Annotated in this window: 24 protein-coding genes; 10 read left to right on the top strand and 14 right to left on the bottom strand. The window is 69.5% G+C overall.

From position 1 onward, the window contains the following. The first annotated feature begins 4 nt into the window (after nucleotides 1-4). The gene (locus J2S76_RS07905; RefSeq protein WP_370874712.1) at nucleotides 5-712 is read left to right on the top strand and encodes a HisA/HisF-related TIM barrel protein; all 708 of its coding nucleotides are present in this window, start codon (nucleotides 5-7) and stop codon (nucleotides 710-712) included. Here the strand turns inward: J2S76_RS07905 and J2S76_RS07900 are convergent. The 6 genes from J2S76_RS07900 to J2S76_RS07875 all read right to left on the bottom strand — a co-directional run bounded on the left by J2S76_RS07900 (nucleotide 702) and on the right by J2S76_RS07875 (nucleotide 6,548). Beyond that, nucleotides 702-1,526 (bottom strand): triphosphoribosyl-dephospho-CoA synthase, encoded by an 825-nt coding sequence (locus tag J2S76_RS07900; RefSeq protein WP_307059204.1) that lies wholly within the window; start codon nucleotides 1,524-1,526, stop codon nucleotides 702-704. The two genes, J2S76_RS07905 and J2S76_RS07900, sit on opposite strands and share 11 nt — an antisense overlap. After that, nucleotides 1,523-2,443, bottom strand: a complete 921-nt coding sequence (locus tag J2S76_RS07895; RefSeq protein WP_307059202.1) for a RimK family alpha-L-glutamate ligase — start codon at nucleotides 2,441-2,443, stop codon at nucleotides 1,523-1,525. Before J2S76_RS07895 ends, J2S76_RS07900 begins: the two co-directional genes overlap by 4 nt. Then, nucleotides 2,440-3,411 carry a methenyltetrahydromethanopterin cyclohydrolase gene (mch, locus tag J2S76_RS07890; protein WP_307059199.1) on the bottom strand — a complete coding sequence of 324 codons (972 nt, stop codon included), beginning with the start codon at nucleotides 3,409-3,411 and terminating at the stop codon, nucleotides 2,440-2,442. The genes J2S76_RS07895 and mch overlap by 4 nt, the downstream gene beginning before the upstream one ends. Nucleotides 3,412-3,418: 7 nt before the next feature. Further along, entirely contained in the window at nucleotides 3,419-4,579 is a 1,161-nt protein-coding gene (locus J2S76_RS07885) for an ATP-grasp domain-containing protein (protein WP_307059197.1), read from the bottom strand. Beyond that, complete coding sequence (locus tag J2S76_RS07880) at nucleotides 4,545-5,441, bottom strand: NAD(P)-dependent methylenetetrahydromethanopterin dehydrogenase (RefSeq protein WP_307059195.1); 897 nt, start codon at nucleotides 5,439-5,441, stop codon at nucleotides 4,545-4,547. Before J2S76_RS07880 ends, J2S76_RS07885 begins: the two co-directional genes overlap by 35 nt. An 87-nt stretch (nucleotides 5,442-5,528) precedes the next feature. Continuing rightward, the gene (locus J2S76_RS07875) at nucleotides 5,529-6,548 is read right to left on the bottom strand and encodes a beta-ribofuranosylaminobenzene 5'-phosphate synthase family protein (RefSeq protein ID WP_307059191.1); all 1,020 of its coding nucleotides are present in this window, start codon (nucleotides 6,546-6,548) and stop codon (nucleotides 5,529-5,531) included. Between the two features lie 157 nt (nucleotides 6,549-6,705). Between J2S76_RS07875 and J2S76_RS07870 the strand changes: the two genes are divergently transcribed. From J2S76_RS07870 to J2S76_RS07850, 5 genes are all read left to right on the top strand, one after another. After that, nucleotides 6,706-7,086, top strand: a complete 381-nt coding sequence (locus J2S76_RS07870) for a 4a-hydroxytetrahydrobiopterin dehydratase (protein ID WP_307059189.1) — start codon at nucleotides 6,706-6,708, stop codon at nucleotides 7,084-7,086. Nucleotides 7,087-7,104: 18 nt separating this feature from the next. Beyond that, nucleotides 7,105-8,340 (top strand): formylmethanofuran dehydrogenase, encoded by a 1,236-nt coding sequence (locus J2S76_RS07865; protein WP_307059188.1) that lies wholly within the window; start codon nucleotides 7,105-7,107, stop codon nucleotides 8,338-8,340. Further along, nucleotides 8,341-10,008: a formylmethanofuran dehydrogenase subunit A gene (locus tag J2S76_RS07860; RefSeq protein WP_307059187.1), complete on the top strand. Its 1,668-nt coding sequence runs from the start codon at nucleotides 8,341-8,343 to the stop codon at nucleotides 10,006-10,008. 211 nt (nucleotides 10,009-10,219) lie between these two features. Further along, nucleotides 10,220-11,137: a formylmethanofuran--tetrahydromethanopterin N-formyltransferase gene (fhcD, locus tag J2S76_RS07855; protein WP_307059185.1), complete on the top strand. Its 918-nt coding sequence runs from the start codon at nucleotides 10,220-10,222 to the stop codon at nucleotides 11,135-11,137. Further along, complete coding sequence (locus tag J2S76_RS07850; RefSeq protein ID WP_307059183.1) at nucleotides 11,134-11,934, top strand: formylmethanofuran dehydrogenase subunit C; 801 nt, start codon at nucleotides 11,134-11,136, stop codon at nucleotides 11,932-11,934. Before fhcD ends, J2S76_RS07850 begins: the two co-directional genes overlap by 4 nt. Before the next feature lie 187 nt (nucleotides 11,935-12,121). Here J2S76_RS07850 and mgtE read toward each other — a convergent pair whose 3' ends face one another. The 8 genes from mgtE to J2S76_RS07810 all read right to left on the bottom strand — a co-directional run bounded on the left by mgtE (nucleotide 12,122) and on the right by J2S76_RS07810 (nucleotide 20,818). Then, nucleotides 12,122-13,501, bottom strand: a complete 1,380-nt coding sequence (mgtE, locus tag J2S76_RS07845; RefSeq protein ID WP_307059181.1) for a magnesium transporter — start codon at nucleotides 13,499-13,501, stop codon at nucleotides 12,122-12,124. A 286-nt stretch (nucleotides 13,502-13,787) separates the two neighbouring features. Continuing rightward, nucleotides 13,788-14,510 carry a (5-formylfuran-3-yl)methyl phosphate synthase gene (locus tag J2S76_RS07840; protein WP_307059179.1) on the bottom strand — a complete coding sequence of 241 codons (723 nt, stop codon included), beginning with the start codon at nucleotides 14,508-14,510 and terminating at the stop codon, nucleotides 13,788-13,790. Beyond that, a complete protein-coding gene (locus J2S76_RS07835; protein WP_307059177.1) occupies nucleotides 14,507-15,073 on the bottom strand; it encodes a DUF447 domain-containing protein in 567 nt (188 codons plus the stop codon). The genes J2S76_RS07840 and J2S76_RS07835 overlap by 4 nt, the downstream gene beginning before the upstream one ends. Beyond that, entirely contained in the window at nucleotides 15,070-16,551 is a 1,482-nt protein-coding gene (locus tag J2S76_RS07830; RefSeq protein WP_307059175.1) for a DUF6513 domain-containing protein, read from the bottom strand. Before J2S76_RS07830 ends, J2S76_RS07835 begins: the two co-directional genes overlap by 4 nt. Before the next feature lies 1 nt (nucleotide 16,552). Beyond that, nucleotides 16,553-17,110 carry a flavoprotein gene (locus tag J2S76_RS07825; RefSeq protein ID WP_307059173.1) on the bottom strand — a complete coding sequence of 186 codons (558 nt, stop codon included), beginning with the start codon at nucleotides 17,108-17,110 and terminating at the stop codon, nucleotides 16,553-16,555. Continuing rightward, on the bottom strand, nucleotides 17,107-17,727 hold the full coding sequence (locus tag J2S76_RS07820) for an amino acid kinase family protein (RefSeq protein ID WP_307059171.1): 621 nt from the start codon (nucleotides 17,725-17,727) through the stop codon (nucleotides 17,107-17,109). The genes J2S76_RS07825 and J2S76_RS07820 overlap by 4 nt, the downstream gene beginning before the upstream one ends. Nucleotides 17,728-17,944: 217 nt before the next feature. Continuing rightward, the gene (locus J2S76_RS07815) at nucleotides 17,945-18,751 is read right to left on the bottom strand and encodes a TrmH family RNA methyltransferase (protein WP_307059168.1); all 807 of its coding nucleotides are present in this window, start codon (nucleotides 18,749-18,751) and stop codon (nucleotides 17,945-17,947) included. Between the two features lie 243 nt (nucleotides 18,752-18,994). Then, the gene (locus tag J2S76_RS07810; RefSeq protein ID WP_307059166.1) at nucleotides 18,995-20,818 is read right to left on the bottom strand and encodes an ABC-F family ATP-binding cassette domain-containing protein; all 1,824 of its coding nucleotides are present in this window, start codon (nucleotides 20,816-20,818) and stop codon (nucleotides 18,995-18,997) included. Between the two features lie 163 nt (nucleotides 20,819-20,981). Here J2S76_RS07810 and J2S76_RS07805 point away from each other — a divergent pair, with 163 nt between their 5' ends. The 4 genes from J2S76_RS07805 to exbB form a co-directional block, all read left to right on the top strand. Beyond that, nucleotides 20,982-21,224, top strand: coding sequence for a type II toxin-antitoxin system Phd/YefM family antitoxin (locus J2S76_RS07805; protein WP_307059163.1), 243 nt, complete (start codon nucleotides 20,982-20,984; stop codon nucleotides 21,222-21,224). Then, the gene (locus tag J2S76_RS07800) at nucleotides 21,221-21,634 is read left to right on the top strand and encodes a type II toxin-antitoxin system VapC family toxin (protein ID WP_307059162.1); all 414 of its coding nucleotides are present in this window, start codon (nucleotides 21,221-21,223) and stop codon (nucleotides 21,632-21,634) included. The genes J2S76_RS07805 and J2S76_RS07800 overlap by 4 nt, the downstream gene beginning before the upstream one ends. 14 nt (nucleotides 21,635-21,648) lie before the next feature. Then, on the top strand, nucleotides 21,649-23,070 hold the full coding sequence (locus J2S76_RS07795) for an FAD-binding oxidoreductase (protein ID WP_307059160.1): 1,422 nt from the start codon (nucleotides 21,649-21,651) through the stop codon (nucleotides 23,068-23,070). 202 nt (nucleotides 23,071-23,272) lie between these two features. Beyond that, a partial coding sequence (gene exbB, locus J2S76_RS07790; protein WP_307059158.1) for a tonB-system energizer ExbB occupies nucleotides 23,273-24,162 on the top strand: 890 nt, incomplete at its 3' end.

The following is a 24,162-nucleotide window of genomic DNA, read 5'->3' as shown; positions in this document are numbered from 1 at the left end:
AGGAATGCCGAAGGTGGAACTTATACCCGTGATCGACCTGATGGGAGGTGCGGTGGTCCACGCACGGCGCGGCGCCCGCGCGGCCTACAGACCGATCGAGACGCCGCTCTCCGCCAGCGCCGCCCCGCAGGACGTGGCCGAGGGCCTGCTGGCGCTGGGTACCTTCCGCACGCTTTATATCGCCGATCTCGACGCCATTGCCGGCGCAGCGGGGCATGACGCGGTGCTGGAGGCACTCGCGGCGCGCCACCCCGGGCTGGCTCTGTGGGTGGATGCGGGGGAGGCCTCTCCCGCCGCGCTGTCCCGCCGTGTCGCGGGCGGTCCGGGCCGGCCGGTGATCGGCAGCGAGAGCCTTGCCGATCTCGCCGAAGCCGAGGCGGCGCTGGCGAGCGGGGCCGGGCTGCTCTCGCTCGACTATGGGCCGGAAGGCCCGCGCGGGCCGGGGGAGCTGCACGCCCGCGCCGATCTCTGGCCGGAGGCGGTGATCGTGATGACGCTGGCGCGGGTGGGCGCCGGGCAGGGGCCTGATATGGAGCGCCTGTCCGACATTCTGGCGCGGGCGCAGGGCCGGCGGGTCTATGCCGCAGGCGGGGTGCGCGACGTGGGCGACCTTCATCATCTGGCAGAGCTCGGCATCGCCGGCGTTTTGCTGGCGAGTGCGCTGCATGACGGGCGGCTGTCGCGGGAGGATATCGCGGCCTTCATGGCGTGAGCAGAGCGGCGGCGAACAGCGTCGCCACGGTGAGATCGGCGCTGGTGCCGGGATTGAGCCCACGCGCCTTCAGGCTGGCGTCGAAGGCATGCAGCGGTACGCGGCGCCTCTCCGCCGGAGCGCGGAAATCCACGGTTCCCGCGACCTCCGCCGCCTCGGCGCGCACCTGCTCGGCGGTCACCTCTCCGAATTTGCGGGCGATGTGGCTGTCCGGGAAGGCGGCCATGAAGGCGAGATGCACCGCCTCGGTGCGCGCTTCCGGCTCGGCGTCGCGCAGCTCGGCAAGGCGCGCGAGGCCGATGTCGAACACATCGGTAAAGCCGCTGACATATTGCCGGGCGACGCGGTCGCGGCTCGCCGCCTCCGCCATAGCCTCGCGCAGCCCGATGCGGGCGGGCGCCGCCACATCATGCGCGCCATGCCGGCCGAGCCCGCCCGGATTGGCCGCAGCAATGGCGCGGAAGGCAGCCTGCGCGTCCGCGATGTCGAGACCCGCCAGCACCGCGTCGAGATGTGCCCGCATCGGGGCGGGCTGTTCCGCTGCCGCCGCGAGGGGCGCGCAGAGGAGAATGATGCCGAGATTGGTGTTGAGGCCGGTCGCTTCCAGCGAGGCCGCCACCGCCGCCTCGATCCGCGCGCCCACCCGCTTTCCCGGCGCGGCAAGGGCGGGTGCCGCCGCCTGCGCCGCGCGCTCGAAATGCGCCACCTCCATGCCATGGCCGGCACTGAAGCGGTGGACATTGCCCGCCTTCAGCGCGTCGAGCTCGGCATGGCAGGCGCTGCGGAAGGCGGCCGCGATGGCGTCGGCGTTCATGCCGGCACGGCCACGCGCCGGGGTGCCGCCAGCTGGGTCGCGAGATGGCGGGCCAGCGCCGCGGCGATGTCGACCTCGATGGCCTTCTGCAGACCCTTCCATGCCGGCATGGAATTGACCTCCAGCACCTGAAGCTGCCCGCTCGCGTCCTCGATCAGGTCCACTCCGGCATAGTCGGCGCCCACCGCCGCCGTGGCGCGTATGGCGAGATCATGGGCGCGGGGGTCGAACGGGGCGGGCACGCCGACCGCGCCCTGATGGATATTGGTGATCCACACCGGCGAGCGGCGCAGCATCGCGCCGGCCACTGTCCCGCCAATGACGAAGACCCGCCAGTCCTGATAGCTCTCGGCCGTGGGCGCAGCGACGAAATCCTGGAGATAATACAGGCCGCCGACCTTTTCCGGCTCGGGCAGCTGCGCGCGGGGGGCCAGCCGGCGAATGCCCCGGCCCTGCGCGCCGAACAGGGGTTTGAGCACCATGTCGCCCGGCGCGGCGTCGAGCAGCGCCTGCATCGCCGCCCGGTCCTCGCTGACGAAGCTGCGCGGGGTGGGCAGGCCGGCCTGCGCGATCAGGAAGCTGGTCATCGACTTGTCGACGCAGCGCTCGACCGCGCGGGCGTCGTTCATCACCTTCACGCCCAGCGCGCCGAGTGCGTGCAGCAGGCCGAGCCGGGCGGTGATCTGCTCGGTCGAGCCCTTGGCGATGAGGCGGACAAAGGCGGCGGTCGGCAAAAGGTCGCCGAGGCCCGGCAGCACCAGCCCATGGGCGGTGCCGCCAATGGCGAAGCCGCAATCATTCAGGGAGAGCACGAGGACATCAAAGCCCTCGCGCTCGATCGCCGCCTTCAGCCGGCGTGTGTGCCAATCGGCGTCCTCGGTGAAGATGACGACGGTATCGGAGCGCTCCACGCTCATGCGAAGGAACGCTCCAGAACATCCTCGTGGAACGCGCCGAAGGTGAAGCTGCGGCCGGTTTCCAGCGCCGTCACGGTGACGCGGGCGGGGCTGAACAGCATCGGGTCCATGGCGTAGAAGTCGCCCTTATAGGCGGTGAAGATCTCCGCGAAGGTGCGGCCATGGTCGCGCGAGGAGGAACTCGGCAGCCCCTCGGCCAGCGCCCGCGCCTCGTCTTCCGGCCCGGTGACGAACAGCTGCACATCGCCGCCATAGAGGGTGGCGTCATTGGTGCGGCCCATGGCGGCGACGAAATCCGGCGCCGGCGGCGGCAAGGGCGAGGCGCCGATGCCATCCACCACCCGGTCGAGCGGAAAATGCAGCGCGTGCGTCTTGTGCAGCGCCACTTCCAGCACGCGGGCGACGATCTGCACCGTGCCGGCAAGGCTTGAGGTGGGGGTGAGGATCAGCGTCAGCTTTTCCGGCGCGATGCCGCATTCCTCGGCGATGCGGGCGACCAGCACGTCCGGCGGCAGCTTGTCGACTTCAAGCACCAGGCAGGCCTGGTCGGCGCTGTCGCGGTAGCCGAGCTCCTCGAACAGCGCTTCCTTCCCCCACAGCGCGCGGGCCGGGCCCGAGCCGAGGGCGAAGAAATCGCCTTCCGCCAGGCTCCAGCCGGCATATTGGCTGCCGAGGCAGGCAATGACGGGATCGGCGGTCGTCACCGTCACCATCGTGCCCCAGCGCGGAAATCGGCCGCTGGTGGAAAGGCTGACCGCGCCGAGGCCGCCGAGGCAGATTTCGGCGATGCGCCGGCCCGCTTCCAGCCCGCCGCGCGCGGCGATGCCGGCATCGACGAGGAGGGCGCCGCAGGGGCTTTTGCTGATGCCGAGCCGCAGCGTGGTGGCGTTGGCGACGAGATGGTCGACGAGGGGCGCCGCCAGCGCCGCAACGCTCGGCTTCAGCCCGTCCAGAATGAGGTCCGCCATGGGAGAGTTACTCCGCAGCTGCGCGGCTGGCTGTGCTCAGCGCGCGCGAAAGGTGATCCATGCGCCGCGCCAGAACGGCGCGGGCTTCGGCAATGTCGCGCCCGGCCGCCCGCACCGTGCAGACGGGTTCGCCCGCCGCGATACGCGTGCCCGGGGCGGGACGGTCGGCTGCCCAGTCGGGCAGCGCGTCCCTCAGCACCATGGCGGCGGGTGCGTAAAATAGGCCGGCGGCCCGGGCCTCCACGCCCGCGCCGGGGACAAGGAGCGGGAGCTCCGGCAATCGGCCTGCGCAGGCGTCGAGGTGAAGTCGCAACAGGGGCGGCAGCGGGGGAGCGTCGAAGATGTCCAGCGTCGCGCCCGGCCGGGGATTGACCTCGATGAGGTGCCAGCCTTCGTCGTGCAGGATGAGATCGGCGCTGGCGAGGCCCTTGAGACCGACGGCGCCGGTGAGCTTGGAGAGCGCGTCGGCAACCTGCCGGGCGCGCGCATCCTCCACGGCGACAGGCCCGGCGCAGCCGCCATAGCGGAACGGGGCGTCGTCGCTGGCGTCACACCATTGCTCGGAGAAGGCGATGAGGCGTGCGGCTTCGCCATCGCCGAGAAACAGGACGGAGACGCTGCGCCCTTCCACGAACTCCTGCAGATACCAGCCCGCGCCGCGCGCCCGCCGCGCCGGGCGGACATGCCCGCCGCCCGAACCGCCGACACGCTTTTCCAATGCGCGCCTGCCCTCCGGCGCCGCTCCGGGAAAGAGCCGGGGATGGGGAATGCCGAGAGCTGCCAATTGGCGGGCGAAGAGGACGGGGTCCTTGAGTTTTGCCAGCGTGTCGGCACCGCTGCCGACAACGTGGAAGCGCGCCGCCAGTTGGGCGACAAGCTCCGGCGCGTCCTCGAAGCCGGTGCCGAGCACGAGCGGGACATCCGCCCCGGCATGGCGGCCCAACTGTTCGAGGAGATCGTCCGGGTCGAGGGCGAAGCCGTCGTGGCGGCGCAGCTGGACGACATGTGACGCCAGCGCGCGCGTGTCCTCGTCCGCAAACAGGTCGAGGACAAGGGCGCGCAGGCCGGCGCGGCGGGCGCTGGCGGCCAGCCCACGCGCGGCGATGCCGGCAAGGACGACATCGAACCCGTCCTCAGGCCGTGAGAGATCGCGCGAGGACGAAGGCATCTTCAAACCCGATGGTCATCGCCGAGGGCGCGATGCGCATGCGCTGCAGAAGTTCGTGCTGCACGCGGTATTTGAGATGGCCGATGGTCAGCGCGCCGATGCCGAGCGCGCCATGGGCCAGCGGCTTGCCATTAGCATGGGCGTCGATGCCGGCAATGCCCGCGGGCGGAACGGCGTTGACGTCGGCGGCGACCTTGAGGTGCCTCGCCTCGGCCAGCACGTCGGCGGAGAGGATTTCCACCCCCGCCCGGCCACAGGCCAGCACCACTTCGACGTCCGCGACCAGCGCGCGCTTATCGTCTTCGCTCTTGCCGGTGGCGCTGGCGAGGTCGACGCCGAAGCGCTGCTTGAAGTCGCGGGCCTTGGCCTCGACCGCCTCTATGTCGCGGTGGCTGACCAGCGTCACCTGCGCGCCCGCCTGTGCCGCGATCACGCCGGCAATGCCGCCGACCACGCCGGTGGCACCATAGACCTGCACCTTCACGCCCTTGAGCCCCTCGGGGCGGGAGGGGCGCAGCTTCAGCTCGACTTCCGCCACCATGGCGGCGGCGGTGGTGAAGGAGCCGGCCGGGTCGACGAAGATGGAAATCTCGAAGGGCGGGAACAGCACGCTCTTCGCCTTGTTGGCCATGTCGAGCGCCAGGCCCGCATCCTTGCCGCCGATGAACAGGCCGGTGCGCGGGGCGGCATCGGGGTGGCGCGAGAACATCATGTCCTGCGTCAGGTCGCCGACCTCGTCGAGCGTCACCCCGGAATAGGGGAGGATGGTGGTGTAGCCGGCATCGACCGCCATGTTGACGTCGAACGGGCTGACGTGGCGGAGCGGCGAGATGATGTGGAGAATGGGGGCGATGTCCGCCATGGCGTGCGTTCCCTAGGTCAGAATCGGGCCTTGCGGCCTCTCGTGCGGAAGAGGGGGAGCGACGCGGGCGTTACGCCAAAACCGTCGCTAGCACTGCTCGACGCAGGCAAGCCATTCGATCCGCGCCCCGGCATTGCTGCCGCGCGCACAGTCGAAAGCCAGAGCGGGCCGGTCGCCGAAGCGAATCCGGGCCTCGCTGAGAAGCTGGTCGGCCTCCTCGGGGCTGCCGACAATGGCAAAACCCGTGGGACCCCAGGAACTCTGGCCGAGGCCGCGCAGGCCGCGCGCCTCCAGCCACTCCATCACCTCGGCGACGGAGGAACTTGTATAGCGGCCCCCCTGGGCACTCGCATAGTGCTCTCCGAGCAGTCGCTGCATTTCGCCCACCGCGGCGGCGAAGTAATCCACATCCTGCTCCGCCAGCGCAGGGAGCGCCACCATTACGGCGAGCCGGGACATATGGCCGGCCAGCGTGTCGGCGAAAGGCGGCAGGCCCTCCATCGCCTTCACCTCCTCCGGCCCGCTAAGTCCCTGATGCCCGTGGTCATATACCAGCAGAAGGCGCCAGTGCTCGGGGAAGGGCAGGCGGGAGAGAATGGGGGGTGGTGCGTCCGAGCCCCGCCTCTTGCCGCCATCGAGGATCACCCCGCCCTCGGTGAAGGCGCCGATGCCGATGGCGGAGCGGGCGCCGCGACCCAAAGCCGCGCCGATCTCGCGCGGGGACAGGTCGAGCCCGTTGACGAGGCAGAGCCCTGTCGCCACGGCGAGGCCGAGCTGGGTGCCGGAGCCGAGGCCGGAATGAGGCGGCAGCGCCGCTTCCACCGTCACCTCCACCTGCGGGTCGAGGCCGAAGCGGGCGGCGGCTTTTTCAACCGCGACAAGGGCGCGATCCGAATCCGGCCCGCTGGCGGTGAGGGTGTCGGCGCGGCGCAGGCGGACCACGGTGGCGGGACGGTCCAACGTGATGCCGAGGCTGCCGAAATGCCGGCCCAGCGTTCCGGCGAGATCGAGGAATCCGAGGTGCAGGCGACCCGGCGCGGTGATGCGGATCACCGACCTCTCCAGCTCATCCCTCGCTGTCTGCAATTGACGTGTTGTGGTGTTCACCAGCGTTTCCTCGACGGCCATGGTAAGGCCCGGAAGGCGTCGGGGACAAGCCGGGTGATGATTTCCGCGTTTGCCGGATGCGGCGCGGGCGTGCTACCGAATCAGTCAATGACGCCCGCATCAGAACGGGCAGATGCCGCCAGGAGGACGCCAGGACATGGCGCTGGACCCGAAAAAAACCTTCACCGACAATGAGGTGGAGGAACGGCTCGCCGTCGATCTTCCGCAGTGGAAGCTGCAGGACGGGTGGATTCGGCGTACCTATCGCACCTCTTCGTGGAAGGGGACGTTGATGGTGATCAACACTGTCGGCCATTTGGCGGAGGCAGCCTGGCACCATCCGGATCTCACCGCTTCCTATGCCTGGGTGGAGGTGCGGCTGATGTCGCACGACGCCAAGGGCATTACCGAGCGGGACTTTCAGCTGGCGAAAAAGATCGAGGATGTTGTCGGCTGGCAGCCGGGGACCGAGGCCGATAGCGCGCTGGAAGGCACGCCGCGCGGCGACCTGCGTTTCGCCTACATCAAATACGACTGATTTGTCAGGTAATTAGCAATGGCCGAGGTTCAGACGATCCATGATGTGGCCTGCGGCTTCTGCGGGCTCGGCTGCGATGATTTGACGGTCGAGGTCGAGGGCCGGCAGGTCCGCGCCACGGCGCCCGTCTGCCCCGAGGCGGCGCGGCTGCTGCGGCGCCTGGATACCGCCGATCCGATGGCGCGTGTGGCCGGTGAGGTGAACAGTCAGGCCGATGCGGCCAAAGCGGCCCATCACATTCTCGCGGCCGCCCGGGCGCCGCTGATTGGCGGGCTCGGCGTCGACATGGCCGGCGCCGGCGCTGCCGTCGACCTCGCCATCCGCTTCGGCGGGGTGCTCGACCATTACGCCTCCGAGGGGCTGTTTCGGAACTACGCCGCCGCCCAGCGCACCGGCTGGCTCTCCACCACGCTGGCGGAGGTGCGCAACCGCTGCGACGTGCTGCTCGTCGTCGGCGACGATCCCAGCGCGACCTGGGGCCGGCTGTTCGAGCGCCTGTTTCCCGCGACCCCGCTTTTCGCTGGTGCCAACCGCCGCGTGATCTTCCTCGGCGGCGCGCCGGGGGAGAAGGCGAGCGCGCAGCTTGCCGGCGCGAACGTCGTTCACCACGCCACCACCGATGCGGTGGCGGCGCTGGAGGCGCTTGGCAGCCTCACCGCCGGCCGTCGCCCGCCGGGGGGCAGCTTCGGCGGCATCGATGCCGACACGCTGGCCGGCCTCGCCGAGGAACTGCGCAATGCCCATTACGCGGTGGTGACCTGGAACGCGGCGGATCTCGGCGATGGCGACCTCGTCGCGGAGCGGGCCACCGCGCTGGTCGACACGCTGAACGTGACGACGCGGGCCGGCGTGTTTCCGCTCGGCGGGCGCGACAACATCATCGGCGTGAACCAGCTGCTGCTCTGGCGGCTCGGCTATCCCCTGCGCACCGCTGTGCGGGGCCAGACCAGCAGCCATGACGGCACGTTGTTCGCGACCGAGGCGGCGCTGGCGGATGCCGATGTGCTGGTGTGGATCTCGGCCTTCCGGCCGGAGCCGCCGCCCGATTTCGGGGGTAAGATCATTGCTCTTGCCCATCCCGAGACAGTGTTCGACAAGGAACCTGATGTCTTCATCCCTGTGGGCACCCCCGGCGTCGACCATGCCGGCACGGTGTTCCGCATGGATTCCATCGTAAGCCTGCCGCTCGGCGCCTTGCGCGTCGCGACGCTTCCCAGCGTTGCCGAGGCTGTGCGTCGCATAGCGGAGGGGTAAATGAGACTGCGGCTGAAGGGTGGGCGTGTGCTCGACCCTGCCAATGGCGAGAACGGGGTCGCCAGCGGCACCGTGCGCGACATCGAGATCGAGGATGGGCGCATCGTCGCCGCCACCGATCGAAAGGCCGATGCGGAATATGACCTGGGCGGCGCTGTCGTCATGGCCGGCGGCATCGACCTGCACAGCCATATCGCCGGCGGCAAGATGAACCTGGCCCGCCTGCTGATGCAGGAGGACCGGCGGGCCTTCCCTGAGATGCCCGGCAATTTCTGCGGCTGCGGCGGCGGGCGGGCGGTGCCCACCGCGCACGCGACCGGCTGCCGCTATGCCGAACTTGGCTACACCACGGTGTTCGAGCCGGCCATGGTCGGCGCCAATGCGCGCGGCGCGCATCTTGAAATGGCGGACATTCCCAATCTCGACACCGGCGCCTATCTCGTGCTCGGCAATGACGATTATTTCCAGCGCCTGCTGGCGGCCGGTGCCGGGCAGGAGCAGGTGAACGCCTATGTCGGCTGGATGATCGAGGCGACGCAAGCCTTCGCCATCAAGATCGTCAATCCCGGCGGCATCAACGCCTTCAAGTTCAACGCCCGCAAGATGGACCTCGACGAGGCCAACCCGCATTACGCGGTGACGCCGCGCAAAGTGCTGACCACGCTGATCCGGGCGGTGACGGAACTCGGCCTGCCGCACCCGATCCATTTGCATGGCTGCAATCTTGGCGTGCCAGGCAATGACGAGACGACGCTCGCCACCATCCTCGCCACCGAGGGGCGGCGGCTGCACCTCACTCACCTGCAATTCCACTCCTACGGCACCGAGGGCGACAAGCGCTTTTCCTCCTCGGCGGCGCGCATCGCCGAGATGGTGAACGCCAACCCGAACATCTCGGTCGATGTCGGGCAGGTGATGTTCGGCCAGACCATCACCGCGTCGGCCGACTACATGTCGCAATACCGCAATCGCGGCCTGGCCAGCCCGAAGAAGTCCATCGGCATGGATATCGAGCTGGACGCCGCCTGCGGGGTGGTGCCGTTCGAGTACAAGGACAAGTCCTTCGTCAACGCGCTGCAATGGGCAATCGGGCTGGAGCTGTTCCTGCTGGTGGAGGACCCCTGGCGGATCTTCCTCACCACCGACCATCCCAATGGCGGGCCGTTCACCACCTATCCGCACCTCATCCGCCTGCTGATGGACCGGGATTTCCGCAACGCCCAGCTGGCGACGCTGAACAAGGCGGCGCAGGCGCACACGCTGCTGGCGCAGATCAAGCGCGAATATTCGCTGGAGGAGGTCGCCATCCTCACCCGCGCCGCGCCCGCCCGCATTCTCGGGCTGAAGGACAAGGGCCATCTCGGCCCCGGCGCGGTGGCCGACATCGCCGTGCACACCGAGGATGCCGACCGCGAAGCGATGTTCTCGACCACGCGCATGGTGTTCAAGAACGGCCGGCTGATCGTCAAGGACGGCGTGGTGGTGGAACTGGCGCAGGGCACCACCCATGTCGCCCGCCCGGAGTTCGACCGCTCGGTGGACAAGGACATGCAGCGCTGGTTCGACGAGGCGGTGGGGCTGAAATCGAAGCATTTCCGCATCGCCGATGGCGAGCTGAGGCACGGCGCCGGGCCGACCATCCTGAAATGCGAAGGGGTGGCGTCGTGAACGGGACCGACATGATTTTCACCTCTCCCCGTGGGGGAGAGGGAGTGGGGCGCACGGACGGCAAGGCGCGGCGCGTGGCGCCGCTTGTCCGGGAAACAGCTGTCTCCTTGTGTCCCGGACAAGCGCAGGCGCAGCCGAAGCGCCGATCCGGGACCCAGCGCAGGGATCGCCGCAGGCGTCCAAACCTGATGCCGCGACGGGAGGCCGCCCGATGATCCTCAATGGCGTCGAGATCCGCGACACCTTCGCGGAAGCCTTCCCGATGGTGGGCACACGGCTCATCGTCACCGCCGACACGCCGGAATGGGCGCTGATCGCCGGCCGCACCACCACCGGCTTTGCCACCTCGGTGATCGGCTGCGGCTGCGAGGCGGGGATCGAGCGCACGCTCACTCCCGAGGAGACGCCGGACGGGCGACCGGGCGTTTCCCTGCTGATCTTCGCGATGGATTTCGGCTCGCTGAAAAAAGTGGTGCCGCTGCGCCTCGGCCAGTGCGTGCTGACCTGCCCGACCACGGCCTGCTATGCCGGCATCGAGGGCGGCAAGCGGGTGCCGCTGGCCAAGACCATCCGCTACTTCGCCGACGGGCACCAGATTTCCAAGAAGATCGGCGACAAGAGGTTCTGGCGCCTGCCTGTTATGGAGGGCGAGTTCGTCTGCGACGAGGATACCGGCTCGGTCGAGGGCGTCGGCGGCGGCAATTTCCTCATCCTCGCCCGCTCGCGGGGTGAGGCGCTGAAGGCCGCCGAGGCGGCGGTGGCGGCGATGGTGCAGGTGCCGGGCATCATCCTGCCCTTCCCCGGCGGGGTGGTGCGCTCCGGCTCCAAGGTCGGCTCGAAGTACAAGGGCCTGTTCGCCTCCAGCAACGACGCCTATTGCCCGACCCTGCGCGGCACGGTGCCGAGCCAGCTGCCCGACGAGGTCGGCTCGGTGCTGGAGATCGTCATTGACGGGGTGAGCTTCGAGGCGGTGGCGGAAGCGACGCGCGTCGGCATCACGGCGGTCTGCGCCATCGGTGCCGAGGGCGGCGTGGTGGCGATCGACGCCGGCAATTATGGCGGCAATCTCGGCCCCTTCCACTTCAAGCTGCGCGAGATCATGCAGAACGGCGCGGGAGAGACGGCATGACCGGAGTTTCCCTCAAGCCGCGCGCGCCGTTCGAGGCGCGGGTGGACCTGTCCGGCCTGACGCCTGAAGTCACCGGCCCGCTCTCGCTGCGCGAACTGGAGCACCGCGAGGTGCCGTGCGGCGGGCGCAGCCTCAAGCTGGCCGAGCTGTTCTTCGTCGAGGGCGCGCCGGACGGGGTGCTGCTGGTCGAAATCGGCGATGCGCGGCTCGACGGCGTCGGCGCCGGCATGACCCGGGGCGAGCTGATCGTCGACGGCACGGTCGGCGCCTTCGCCGGGCGCGGCATGAGCGGCGGCGTGCTGCGGATTGGCGGCGATGCCGGCGATTTTCTCGGCAGTGAGATGTCCGGCGGGCGGATCGAACTCGCGGGGAATGCGGGTGCGCACGCCGGCGCGGCCGGCTCGGGCGCGCGGCGCGGCCTCTCGGGCGGGGTGCTGCAGATCGGCGGTCATGCCGGCCCGCGCGCGGCTGAGCGCCAGCGCGGCGGGCTCATCACCATTGCCGGCGATGCCGGGGAGGGCCTCGCCACCGGCATGATCGCCGGCACGGTGAGCGTCGGTGGCACCATCGGGCCGCTGGCCGGGCGTGGCATGAAGCGCGGGACGATCTTCGTCAACGCGGTGCCCGAACTGCCGGCCGGCTTCATCGACACCGGCGCGCATGAGCTGGTGGCGCTGCGCCTCATCGCCCGCCGGGTGCCAGAGCTTTCCGCCATGCTGAGCGGCTGGACCCATGCGCGCCGGATCGTCGGCGACACGCTGATGGGCGGGCAGGGGGAAGTGCTGGCGGGGGTGTAGGGGCTCCCGCCTGACGACTTCTGTTCGGGCTATGCTAAGTTTGGTACCGGCGGCTGAGCGAAGCTAGAGCAGGGACCAGCCTCGGAGGAAGTCGCGACCTCCCAGCCGCCACGTGTTGCCCGCCCCAAATCGTGGATCCCCGGGCCAAGCCCGGGGATGACGTTGCTTTTGCGTGGGAGTGGGCTTCCTACAGCAGCGTGCCCTTGAGGATCACCATGGCGACGGTGAAGTAGATCACCAGGCCGGTCACGTCGACGAAGGTGGCGACGAACGGCGCCGAGGCGCTGGCGGGGTCGAAGCCGGCGCGGCGCAGCACGAAGGGCAGCATCGAGCCGATCAGCGAGCCGAAGGTGACGATGGCGATCAGCGCCGCACCCACCGTGGCCGCCACCAGCATCCAGTACTCGCCATAATCATGGAAGCCGGCGAGCTGCCAGACGGTGATGCGGGTCACGCCCAGCGTGGCGAGGATGGAGCCGAGTACGAGGCCGGAGGGCAGCTCGCGCAGGGCGACGCGCCACCAGTCCTTCAGCTGGATTTCGCCCAGCGCCAGCGCCCGGATGATGAGCGAGGTCGCCTGCGAGCCGGAATTGCCGCCCGAGCTCATGATCAGCGGGATGAACAAGGTGAGCACGATGGCGCGCTCCAGTTCGTCCTCGAAATGCTGCATGGCGTTGGCGGTGAGCATTTCGCCGAGGAACAGGATGGAGAGCCAGCCGCCGCGCTTCTTCAGCATGTTGAAGAAGCCGATCTCCATATAGGGCTCGTCCAGCGCTTCCATGCCGCCGAATTTCTGCGCGTCCTCGGTGCCTTCCTCGATGATGGCGTCGATCATGTCGTCGACGGTGACGATGCCGAGCACCTGCTCGTTCTCATCCACCACCGGAACCGCCAGCAGGTCGTATTTCGAGATCAGCTTGGCCACCTCCTCGCGGTCCATCAGCGGGTCGGTGGTGATGGGGTCGTGCCGGGGCGCCACCTCGAGGATCGGCTGCTCGGGTTCGCCGGTGATGAGGCGGCGCAGCGTCACCGCCTTGAGGAGCCGGTGCGAGACCGGATCGAGCACATAGATGGCGTAGATGGTCTCGCGCGTGCGTTCGATCGCGCGGATATGGCGTAGCGTCTCGCCCACCGTCCAGGAGGAGGGCACGGTGACGAATTCCGTCGTCATCAGGCTGCCGGCGCTGTGCTCGGGCCAGGCGAGCAGGCGGTTCAGCTCGGCCTGCGTTTCCGGCGCCAGCCGCGCGAACAGATGCGAGCGGGCGGGCTCGTCCATCCAGCGGAACAGGTCCGCCGCGCGGTCGGCCGACATGTCGGAGACGAGACGCACCGCTTCCTCGACCGGCAGCGCCTCGATCAGCTCGCTGGTGAGGTCGACATCGGGGCCGTCGAGCACTTCCACCTGCTGCTCGCGCGGCAGGCTGGCGAGCAAAGCGGAGGCGGTTCTCGGCTCGTGCTCGTCAAGGGCTTCGGCGATGTCGGCGGGGTGCTCTTCGGCGAGCTCGGCCGCGAGGGCTGCGGTATCCACGACGAGATCGTCGCGGCGGTCTTCCGTCCGGTCGTCCATTTCGGCTCTCTTTCCGCTGTCCCGCCTATAGCGGGCGGGCGCGGGGAGCCGAAGCCGGGTCAGCCCCGGGGCCGGTTCACAGCGCCAGCCGCCATGGGCCGGGCAATCGACTGGTACTGTCGCTGGGCATGTCTAAGGTATTCCGGTGGCGGCGCGGTGACACGCGGCGGGCGGGGGAATGAACCTCGCCGGCGGCAAAGTCAAGGCAGGCGCGTCCGCATCTTCGCTGCGCTTCGGCCGGGCTGACGGCAGTGGGGCGCGCGGCTTGTGCGGGGAACGAGGGGCGCTAATGGTCGCTCGGCTCGCGCAGGCGGGCATGGACCTGGCCGAGACGCACCGGGTCGAGCGTGCCGGTGCGGCCGCCCTCGCACAGCGCGCCGCGAAAGCCGAGATAGTCCGCCCCGACGCCGACCAGCGCCGGGATGTCCTCCAGCCGGAGCGAGCCGGCGAGCCCGGTGATGAGCCCGTGGCGCCGCGCTTCGGCGACGAACTGGCCCAGCGTGAGCGGGTCGAGATGCTCGGTCAGCGAACCGGCCTTCTTGTCGGCGGTGTCGATCATCACCCCGGCGAAGCCGGCGCGGCCCAGCGCGGCGAGAACCGTGAAATCGGGCGTCTCGTCGGCGAACAGCACGCCGATCAGCCGGGTCCGGCTGGCGAGCGGGGCCAGCGCCTCGATGCATTCATTGGTGTGCTGGGAGGCGGAAAGGCCGATCTTGACCAGGGGCACGCCGGTGCGGGCGACGCGCTCGGCGGCGGCGCGGATGAGCGCCGGCACCATGGGCTGGTCGCCGATCGTGGCGCTCAGCGCCGGCCGGCCGGCCTCGCCCAATTGGTCGCCCCAGGCGTTCCACAGCATGAAGGCGGCGGCCAGCGCATCGGTGCTCCAGGCGCCCAGCGCCCCGAAGGCCGGCTGCTTGAGATCGACGATATCGGCACCGCCGGCCCGCGCCAGCTCCATCTCGTGCAGATCGGTGACGCTCGCGAGCAGGCCGGGCGCGGCGGGACTCATGACGCCCGCCGGCTGCGGTGCTCGGCCACGGCGTCCAGCACCCAGCCCCAGGCTTCCAGCTCCTCCGGCCCGGCGGTTTTTTCCACCGCGATGGCGAGATAGGCCATTTCCTGATCCACCTTCTCATCCGGCAGCAGTCCGAGCCGGCTGACCAGCACGGCGGCTTCCAGCACCGCCGCCTTGGCGCGGTTCATGCCCTCGAAGCGGGTATGGCCTTCGGAATGATAGGTCTTGCAGAAGAATTTCGGCCGCTGCGGGTCGTCCTCCGCGCGCTCCACCGTCACCTCGTCATGCGAGAGCGCGTCGGCAAGGCGCGGGCAATCGATATAGGTCGCCTTCTTCACATCCACATTGTACCGGCGCCCGACCACGCAGCTGGCGAAGATGCGGACATCATCGGTGAAATTGACCACGGCGATGCGGGTGGCGGCGAGGTTTTCCAGCGTGCGGGAGGGCCGGAAGGGCTGCAGCACATAGCCGCCCTCGATCACCGTCGCGCCCATGGGGGCGATGTGCGGCTCGCCTTCGAGCGAGCGGGTGGTGACGATGGCTTCACGGATCACGGCGTCTCTCCGGCTTTCGGCTCGGCCCTGTCTTTGGCGTCAGCTTTGGCATTGGCTTTGGCCTGCAAGGTCGTGCCGGCCTCCTTGAATGTCAAACGGTGGGCTTCCTCGGGGCTGCCGGCGATCTCGCCCGCCACGCCCCATTTCAACCCCTCGTCCTGCGCGTAGCGCTTGCCGAGCTTGTAGGCGATTTCGGCGCGGGCGGCCTCCACCCCGAGATAGAAGGCATGGGCGCCATCGGCCTCCACCCCGAGATGGGGAAACAGCGCGAAGGGCTCGCTGGCCACATGGTGGCCGTCGCGGTTGTAGATGTGGATGCCGGCCTCGCTGACATCGATGCGGAAATTGCGGTCGCGCACCTCGGCCGCCAGCCGGGCGATCTCGTCGGGCGAGGCGGCATAGGGCTTGCGGTCCCGCAGCGCCATCAGCCCGCCGCCAAAACCCTGCGGCAGCGCGCCGGCCTGGCGGGCGGCGAAATATTCGCGCCGCGCCCGGTCGAATTCGCGCACCGTCGTGCGGCAATGCGGGCTCACCTGCACCGCCAGCACGGCCTGGATATGCAGTTCCGAAATCATGCCCATGAGGAGGGCGTTGATGCCCGTGGTGTCGGCATCGGTCAGCTCGGTGACATTGCCGATGCCCATCAGGATGGGAATGTCGGGGTAGCGCCGGCGCAGCTCGGCATAGCGCACCACCGAGGCGGTGTAGCCGTAATGGATCGGGTCGAGGATCGGGTCGGCATAGAAGGGCTGGCCGGAGGCGAGGCAGGCGTCCACCGCGCGGCAGAGCGAAGAGAGGTCGCCCTGCGTCGCCGGGACGAGGATCGGCACCGCCGGGCCCTCCTTCGCCACGTCGAGCGTGTTTTCGTTGAGGCTGAGCAAATAGTCGGCGCCGGCGCGGGTGGCGCGGGTAAGCTCCTCCAGGCTGAACGAATCGACGCTCACCTTTAGCCCCGCCCCGTGCAGCGCGGCGATCGCCTCTTCCAGATGCGGGAAGGGCGTGTCCGGCAGGCAGCCGAGGTCGATCACATCGGCGCCCTCGCCCTTGAGGAAGAGCGCGCGGGCGATAAGCGCGTCGATGTCCAGCACGGTGGCGTCGACGATCTCGGCGAAGATGGTGACGTCGTGCTGCGAGAGGTCGGTGGCGCGGCGCTTCTGGCCGAAATAATCCGGCAGGTCCGCCACCTCGTCCGGGCCACGGGCGAAGGGCACGCCGAAGAAGCGTTCCAGCCGGTCGAGATCGCCGCGGAATCGGCCGGGCATCAGCACCCGGTCGGTGCCCTCGGGCAGCTTCAGCCGGCGCTCGACGATGTCAGCCGTCATCAGCGCCGCCACCTTCACCCCGACATTGACCACGACGGGATCAAGGCTCGCATCGGTGATCTCGCCGGCGATCTTGGTCAGGCGCGGCTCGGCCAGCGAGCCGGTGATGAGGGCGACCCGCTCCGGTTTGGTCGAGGCAGGGGGCTCGTCCGCCATCTCAGGAGGCGGCCTTTTCCGCGAGGTGGAGCCCGCGCGCGGCGATGGCGGCTTCAAGATCGCCGATCGATTCGACCACGACGGTGTCGTCGAATTCCTTCAGCTTGGCGGTGTTCTCAAGGTCGATCCGCCGGGGATAGACCGAGACCGGGCCCTTGGGCGCCATGGTGATCATTTCAGGCGCGGTGTCGCAGGCGAAGACGATGGCGTGGACGCGGCACTTGCCGGCCTGGGCAAAGCAGTTGGTCACCAGCGTGTCGGAAATGCCGAACACCGCCTTCGCCACCGTGTTGGAGGAGGCCGGGGAAACCACCAGCGTGTGGTACAGCCCCTCATAGAAGCGCCCGACCGGAGCGGAACTCGCGGTCGTCTCCTTGAAGATGCGGGTGTCCTTGGGCAGGTCCTGCTTGTACATGCGCAGCACCTCGTCCGCCGCCCTGGAGACGAACAGGTCCACCGCGTCGAGCGACTTTATCAGCGCGATCGACTCGGTGAAGTAATGGCCCGAGCCGGTGAGCGCCCAGGCCCAGCGCGGATAGGCTCCCTTGCTCGCGCTCATGCGGCGATCTCCCCTTGGGTCGGTGCGGCCAGGAAGGCCTCCGCCGTTGTCACGCCGACAGGGCAGGCGAGACGGGCGGCGAAGGCGGGAAAGAGCGGATCGACGAGGCCGGCCGCCGCCCAGTCGGCGGGCGTGCTGCCGGCGGGCGCGGGGATGGATTTGACCAGCGTCAGCCGGAGGGCGCCGGTCTTTTCCGCCAGCCAGGCGGCAAGACTGTCCGAGGTGAGGTCCCAGCTTTCCGGCAGGTCGCTTGCCGCCAGCGCCATGCGGGCGGGCAGCCACAGGGCGGCGCGGCCCTGCGCCTGTGCCTCCTGTATCGCGGCGGGCGCGTCGGCGAGGGCGAGGCCGGGCGACAGGGAATCGCGGCTGAGGTCGGCGAAGGCGTGGGCGGTCTGCTCCATGGCGAGGATCGCCATGCGGTGGCAGGCGGCATCTGAAAGCGACAGGCGCGGCTGCAGCGCCCGCACGGCATCGGCCAGCGGGCCGCCGCCAGCCACCAGCAGCAGGGGCGCGCCGCGCCGGGCGAGCGCCGCGAGCAGAGCGCGCAGGCGGGGATGGCCGATGAGGCTGCCGCCGAGCTTGATGATCTCGGGACGGAAGGGCTGAAGGTCTGGCATCGCTCTCTACGCCAAGGGACGGGCCGCGCGAGGGTCGCAATACCAGCAAAAGGCCGGCGCGTCCAAAGCAGCAGCCGACAGAAAAAAGGCCCGAGGGGGTACCTCGGGCCTTTAAGAGTTGACGATCAATCAGACGGCTTCCCGCCTGTAGAAGTGCGATTCAAGATGCGCCTCGGTGCCGCGATTGTCGAGCCTTGATTCGTGCTTCACGCGTGCTTTACCGGCCACAGGCAAGAGCGTGCAGCGCAATACCGCTTGTTGTGGCGACATTGAGCGAGTCGAAGCCCCCGCGCATCGGGATCCGCACGGTGCGGGTGCGGGCGAGGATGGAATCGGGCAGGCCCGGCCCCTCGGCGCCGAGCAGAAGCGCGGTGCGGCGGGCGGGCTTCACCTCGCTCAGCACCGTCGCCCCGGCGGGGCTCAGCGCCAGCAGCTCGAAATCGGCGGCGGCCAGCAGGTCCAGCAGCACTGGCGCCGCACCTTCGCGGGCGAAGGGCACGATCAGGCTGCCGCCGACCGAGACGCGAATCGCCTTGCGGTAGAGCGGATCGCAGGAGGCGAAGTCGAACAGCGCCGCATCGGCGCCGAAGGCGGCGGCGTTGCGCATGATGCCACCGACATTGTCGTGATTGGCGATGCCGAGCGGCACCACGACAAGCGCCGCCTCCGGCAGCCCGGCCACCAGTTCCGCCATTGAGGGCAGGGCGCCGCGCAGCCCGACGCCGAGCAGGCCGCGATGGATGTGGAAGCCGGTGATGCCGTCGAGAATGGTCTGGCTGGCGGTATAGATCGGCAGGTCAGCGGGGGCCTGCGCCAGCAGCGGGGCGAGGGCGTCCACCCGGCTTTCCGCCAGCAGCAGCGATTCCAGCGCGAAGCGGTTGCGCTTTGACAGCGCCACATCCAGCACCGTGCGTCCCTCGACGATGAAACGCCCGCCGCGCCCGACCAGATCGCGCTCCTTGATGACGCGATAGGCGTCGATGCGCGGGTCGTCCGGGGAGGCGAGGGGGATGAGGCGGGGCATGGTGGGCTCGGGTGGTGTGTTCTTTGGGAGGCGCTGGCCGGCGGCGGCCGGCGCGGCGAGGGCGTGCGTCCTTCGAGGCCCGGCTTCGCCGGGCACCTCAGGATGACGAAGGGTGTCCTTCGTCACCTCAGGATGACGAAGCACCCTCATCGCTCCCGTAACACGCCCTCGTCATGCTGAGGAGCGGCGCGCAGCGCCGCGTCTCGAAGCACGCAGGCCGCGCCCTCGCGCGGCCACGCCCGCTCACCCGCCGGCTTCCTCGCGCATCATTTCCAGCTTCAGCCACTCTTCCTCGGCCTTGGCCAGTTCCGCCTGCGCCTTGGTCAGCTCGGCTGTGGCCTTCTGGAAGCCGGCGGGGTCGCGGGTGTAGAAATTGGGCGTGTGCAGCGTGTTGTTGATGCGCTTGATGTCGGATTCCAGCTGGGCGATACGCTTGGGCAGCTGCTCCAGCGCGTGCTTCTCCTTGAAGGAGAATTTGCGCTTGGACGCGGCCGGGGCGGGCGCGGCGGTGCCGGCTTTGGCATTGCCCGCCTTGGCGCTCGCCGCCTTGGGCGCCGCCGCCGCGCGCATCTTCACGCCATGGCCGCGCTGGGCCACCATGTCGGAATAGCCGCCGGCATAGACCTCCCAATTGCCGTCGCCCTCATAGGCGATGGTGGCGGTGACGGTGCGGTCGAGGAAGTCGCGGTCATGGCTCACCAGCAGCACCGTGCCGGCATAGTCGTCGATCATCTCTTCCAGTAGGTCGAGCGTTTCGAGGTCGAGATCGTTGGTCGGCTCGTCCAGCACCATGAGGTTGGAGGCCTGCGCCAACGCGCAGGCCAGCAAGAGCCGCCCCCGCTCGCCACCCGACAGGCGCGAGACGGCGGTGCCGGCCTGTTCCGGGGTGAACAGGAAGTCCTTCATATAGCCGATGACATGGCGCGGATTGCCGCCGACGAACACCTGGTCGCCGCGCCCGTCGGTGAGCGTCTCGCGCACCGAGCGGTTGGGGTCGAGCGCGGCGCGGCGCTGGTCGAGCGTCGCCATCTCGATATTGGTGCCCATCTTGGCCTTGCCGGTGTCCGGGGCCAGTTCGCCGGTCAGCATTTTCAGCAGCGTGGTCTTGCCGGCGCCATTGGGCCCGACAATGCCGATGCGGTCGCCGCGCTGGATGCGGATGGTGAGGTCGCGCACGATGACGCGCTCGCCATAGGTCTTGGAAATGTGCTCGGCTTCCATCACCAGCTTGCCGGAGACTTCCGCCTCGGTGGCCGCCATGGTGACGCTGCCCAGCGCGCCGCGATGGTCGCGGAACTGGGCGCGCAGGGCGGCCAGCTCGCCGACGCGGCGGACGTTGCGCTTGCGTCGCGCGGTGACACCGTAGCGCATCCAGTGCTCTTCCGCGACGATCTTGCGGGCAAGCTTCTGCTGGTCGCGCTCTTCCTCTTCCAGCACCTGGTCGCGCCATTCCTCGAAGAAGCCGAAGCCGCGCTCCATGCGCTTGGTGCGGCCCCGGTCGAGCCAGACGGTGGCGCGGGTGAGGTCCTGCAGGAAGCGGCGGTCATGGCTGATCAGCACGAGGGCCGAGCGCAGCGAGGCAATCTCCGCCTCCAGCCATTCGATGGCGGGCAAATCGAGATGGTTGGTCGGCTCGTCGAGCAGCAGAATGTCCGGCTCGGGGGCCAGCACGCGGGCCAGCGCCGCGCGGCGCGCCTCGCCGCCGGAGAGGTTGGCCGGGTTTTCCATGCCGGTGAGGCCGAGCTCGCTGAGCAGATACTGCGCGCGGTATTCCTGGTCGCCCGGCCCCATGCCGGCCTCGACATAGGCCAGCGTGGTGGCGAAGCCGGAGAGGTCCGGCTCCTGCGGCAGATAGCGCACCGTCGCGCCGGGCTGCACGAAGCGCGCCCCGCTATCGGCGGAAACGAGGCCGGCGGCGATTTTCAGCAGGGTGGACTTGCCCGAGCCGTTGCGGCCGACAAGGCCGACGCGCTCGCCGGCGGAGACGGAAAGCTCCGCCCCCTCCAGCAGCGGCGTGCCGCCAAAGGTGAGCTTGGTATCTTGAAGCAGAAGAAGAGGAGGGGCCATGGCGCGGGGATAGGGGGAAAGACGCGCCGGGGCAAGGGGGCGCGGCGGGGCGACAATGGAGCCATGTCCGCGATGAGCGGCGCGCCGGGCGGGCGCGCGCCCTCCTTGCCATTGCGGGACAATGATGTACATAAATCATGTACAGGCTCCAGGAGGCAGGCTCATGAGCGCAAGGATCGTCCCGGCCGCGCAGTTCAAAGCCGAATGCCTGCGCCTGATCGACGAGATGAACGAGACCGGCGAGCCGGTGACCATTACCCGCCGGGGCAAGCCGGTGGCGGTGCTGAGCCCGGTCCCCGCCGTGCCGGCGCGGTCACTGATCGGCGCGTCTCGCGGGGTCGTCACCCGCTATGACGAGCCGTTCGAACCGGCGACGGATGCGGGCGACTGGGCCGCCCTTTCGTGATTGTTCTCGACACGCATGTGCTGATCTGGGCGCTGGACGACGACGTACGGCTCGGCGGGCAGGCGCGCGCCGTCCTCGAGCGGGCGGGCGAGGCCGGCGGCGTGTTCGTTTCCGCCATCACGCCGTGGGAGATCGCGCTGCTGGTGCACAAGGGCCGGCTGGCGCTGGCCGACGATGTCGGCGCCTGGCTGGAGAGCGTGCTGGCCCTGCCCGCGCTGCGGCTGGCGGCGCTGGAGCCGGCCATTGCCGTGGACAGTGTGCGCCTGCCGGGCACGCTGCACGCCGACCCGGCGGACCGCATCATCATCGCGACGGCGCGGCATCTGGGCTCGCCCCTGCTTACCGCCGACCCCGCCATTCTCGACTATGGTGGCGCCGGCCACGTTCATGTCATCGACGCCTCCCGCTAGTTTCAGGATCGCTCATGTCCACCCTCTCCCCCCTGCTCGCCGCCCTCGCCCAGCGCATCGGCGCCGCCCATGTCCTCACCGACCCGGCCGACATGGCGCCCTATCTGCATGAGGAGCGCGGGCTCTACCGGGGCGAGGCGCCCGCCGTGCTGCGGCCGGGCTCCACCGAGGAGGTGGCGTTCATCGTCGAGGCCTGCGCAAAGGCGGGGGTGGCGCTGGTGCCGCAGGGCGGCAATACCGGGCTGGTGGGCGGGCAGGTGCCGTTCGGGCAGATGCTGCTCTCGCTCGCCCGGCTCGACCGCATCCGCGCCGTCGATCCCGTCGACATGACCATGACGGTGGAGGCCGGCTGCATTCTCGACAAGGTGCATGCGGCAGCGGAGGAGGCGGGCTGCCTGTTTCCCCTGCACATCGCCTCGCAGGGCTCCTGCCGCATCGGCGGCAACCTGTCCTCGAACGCCGGCGGCACCGCCGTGCTGCGCTACGGCAATGCGCGCGAGCTGGCGCTGGGGCTGGAAGTGGTGCTGGCCGACGGGCGGGTGTGGAACGGGCTGAAGCGGCTGCGCAAGAACAATGCGGGCTATGACCTCAAGCAGCTTTTCCTCGGCAGCGAGGGCACGCTCGGCATCATCACCGCCGCCGTGCTGAAGCTGTTCCCTAGGCCGGCGCAGCGCGCCACCGCCTTCCTTGCCGTGCCGGACCCGGCGGCGGCGCTCGCCTTGCTCAAGCGCCTGCGCGGCGAGGCGGGCGACGCGCTCACCACCTTCGAGCTGATGGCCGCCTTCGGGGTCGAGACGGTGCTGCGGCACATGCCGGGCACGGTGCGCCCGCTGGCGGACAGCTATGAGTGGTATGTGCTGGCCGAGCTCTCCTCGCCCACCCGCGCCTTCGATCTCGGCGCGCTGATGGAGGAGGGGCTTGGCGCCGCGATGGAGGCGGGGGAGGTGCTCGACGCCGTCATCGCCAGCAGCGAGGCGCAGGCGGCCAATCTGTGGCGGCTGCGCGAGGACATGTCGGAGGCGCAGAAGCACGAGGGCGGCTCGATCAAGCACGACGTCTCGGTGCCGGTCTCGCGCGTGCCGGAATTTCTCGACCGGGCGCTGCCCGCCTGCCTCGCGGCGCTGCCGGGGCTGCGGCCGTGCCCGTTCGGCCATGTCGGCGACGGCAATATCCATTTCAACCTCAGCCAGCCGGTCGGCATGGACAAGGCCGCCTTCCTCGCTTTGTGGGAAAGGTTCAACAGGATCGTGCATGACATCGTGACCGAGATGGACGGCTCCATCGCCGCCGAGCACGGTATCGGCCTCTTGAAGCGCGAGGAACTGGCCCATTACGCCGATCCCGTCGCGCTTGACCTGATGCAGCGGGTCAAAGCGGCACTTGATCCCGCACAGACCCTCAATCCCGGCAAGGTGATCGGTGTTCGGGTGGGATGAATGCTTAGTCTAGAATGATGTTAAATTGTACAATCCTGCTGTAATCCTTGTTTCGAAGAATTCTACATTTGAGCATCTGGTCGTTTTAGTGTTGTCGATCCCGTCATTGCGGGTTTATGGAAGCCGGGACTGAGGACGCCCCGGCCGACATCTCCGCCTTCGGGCCGGAGCGCCGGGGAAACCGGAGCTTCGGGAAGCCGCCATGCCGACGACACCCACAACCCTCGCCGCGTCCCTCGCCCAGCGCCCGGCGCTGAACCTTCTGCTGGCGCTGGCGCTGCTGGTGGCCGGCCCCGTGGCGGCGTGGGCGCAGGTGCAGCCGCCGGCGCCGGCCCTCTCGACCCCCGCCACCCCCGCGCCAGCCGCGCCCGGCATGGCGGCCCCCGCGCCGTCGGCGTTCGATCCGCTGGTGCCGCCGGCTCCCGGCATGGCGGCCCCGGCGACCGGCGAGCCTGTGCACTCCCCGGCCGGCGATGCCGCCGCCGCCCCGGCCGCGCCCGCCGCTGACCCCTCGGCCACCGCGCCCGCCACCGGCGAGGCCCCGGCGGACCCGGCCGCCTCAGGCCTGCCGCTCGACCAAGGTGAGGACCCCTCCGTCGCGGCGCAGCTCCCGCATGACCTGTCCCCTTGGGGGATGTTCCTGGCGGCGGACTGGGTGGTGAAGGCTGTGATGATCGGCCTTGCCTTCGCCTCGGTGGTGACCTGGACGGTGTGGCTGGCGAAGACGCTGGAACTGGCCGTGGCCAAGCGCCGGCTGCGGCGGGCGCTGAAGGGCTATCTCGCCAGCGCGACGCTGGACGAGGCGCGGCGCGTCGACCCGCGCGGGCCGGCCGGCGCCATGCTGGCGACGACCGATCTCGAACTCCAGCGCTCCGGGCCGCTGCCGGCCGACGGCATCAAGGAGCGGGTGTCGATCTCGCTGTCGCGCATCGAGGTGGCGGCGGGGCGGGCGATCACCCGCGGCACCGGCCTGCTCGCCACCATCGGCGCCACCGCACCCTTTGTCGGCCTGTTCGGCACGGTGTGGGGCATCATGAACTCGTTCATCGGCATCTCGAAGGCGCAGACCACCAATCTCGCCGTGGTGGCGCC

The organism is Ancylobacter vacuolatus (assembly GCF_030813595.1).
Lineage (GTDB): Bacteria > Pseudomonadota > Alphaproteobacteria > Rhizobiales > Xanthobacteraceae > Ancylobacter > Ancylobacter vacuolatus.
Note: the sequence above shows the minus strand (reverse complement) of the source record. Positions and strands in the feature narration are given on the sequence as shown.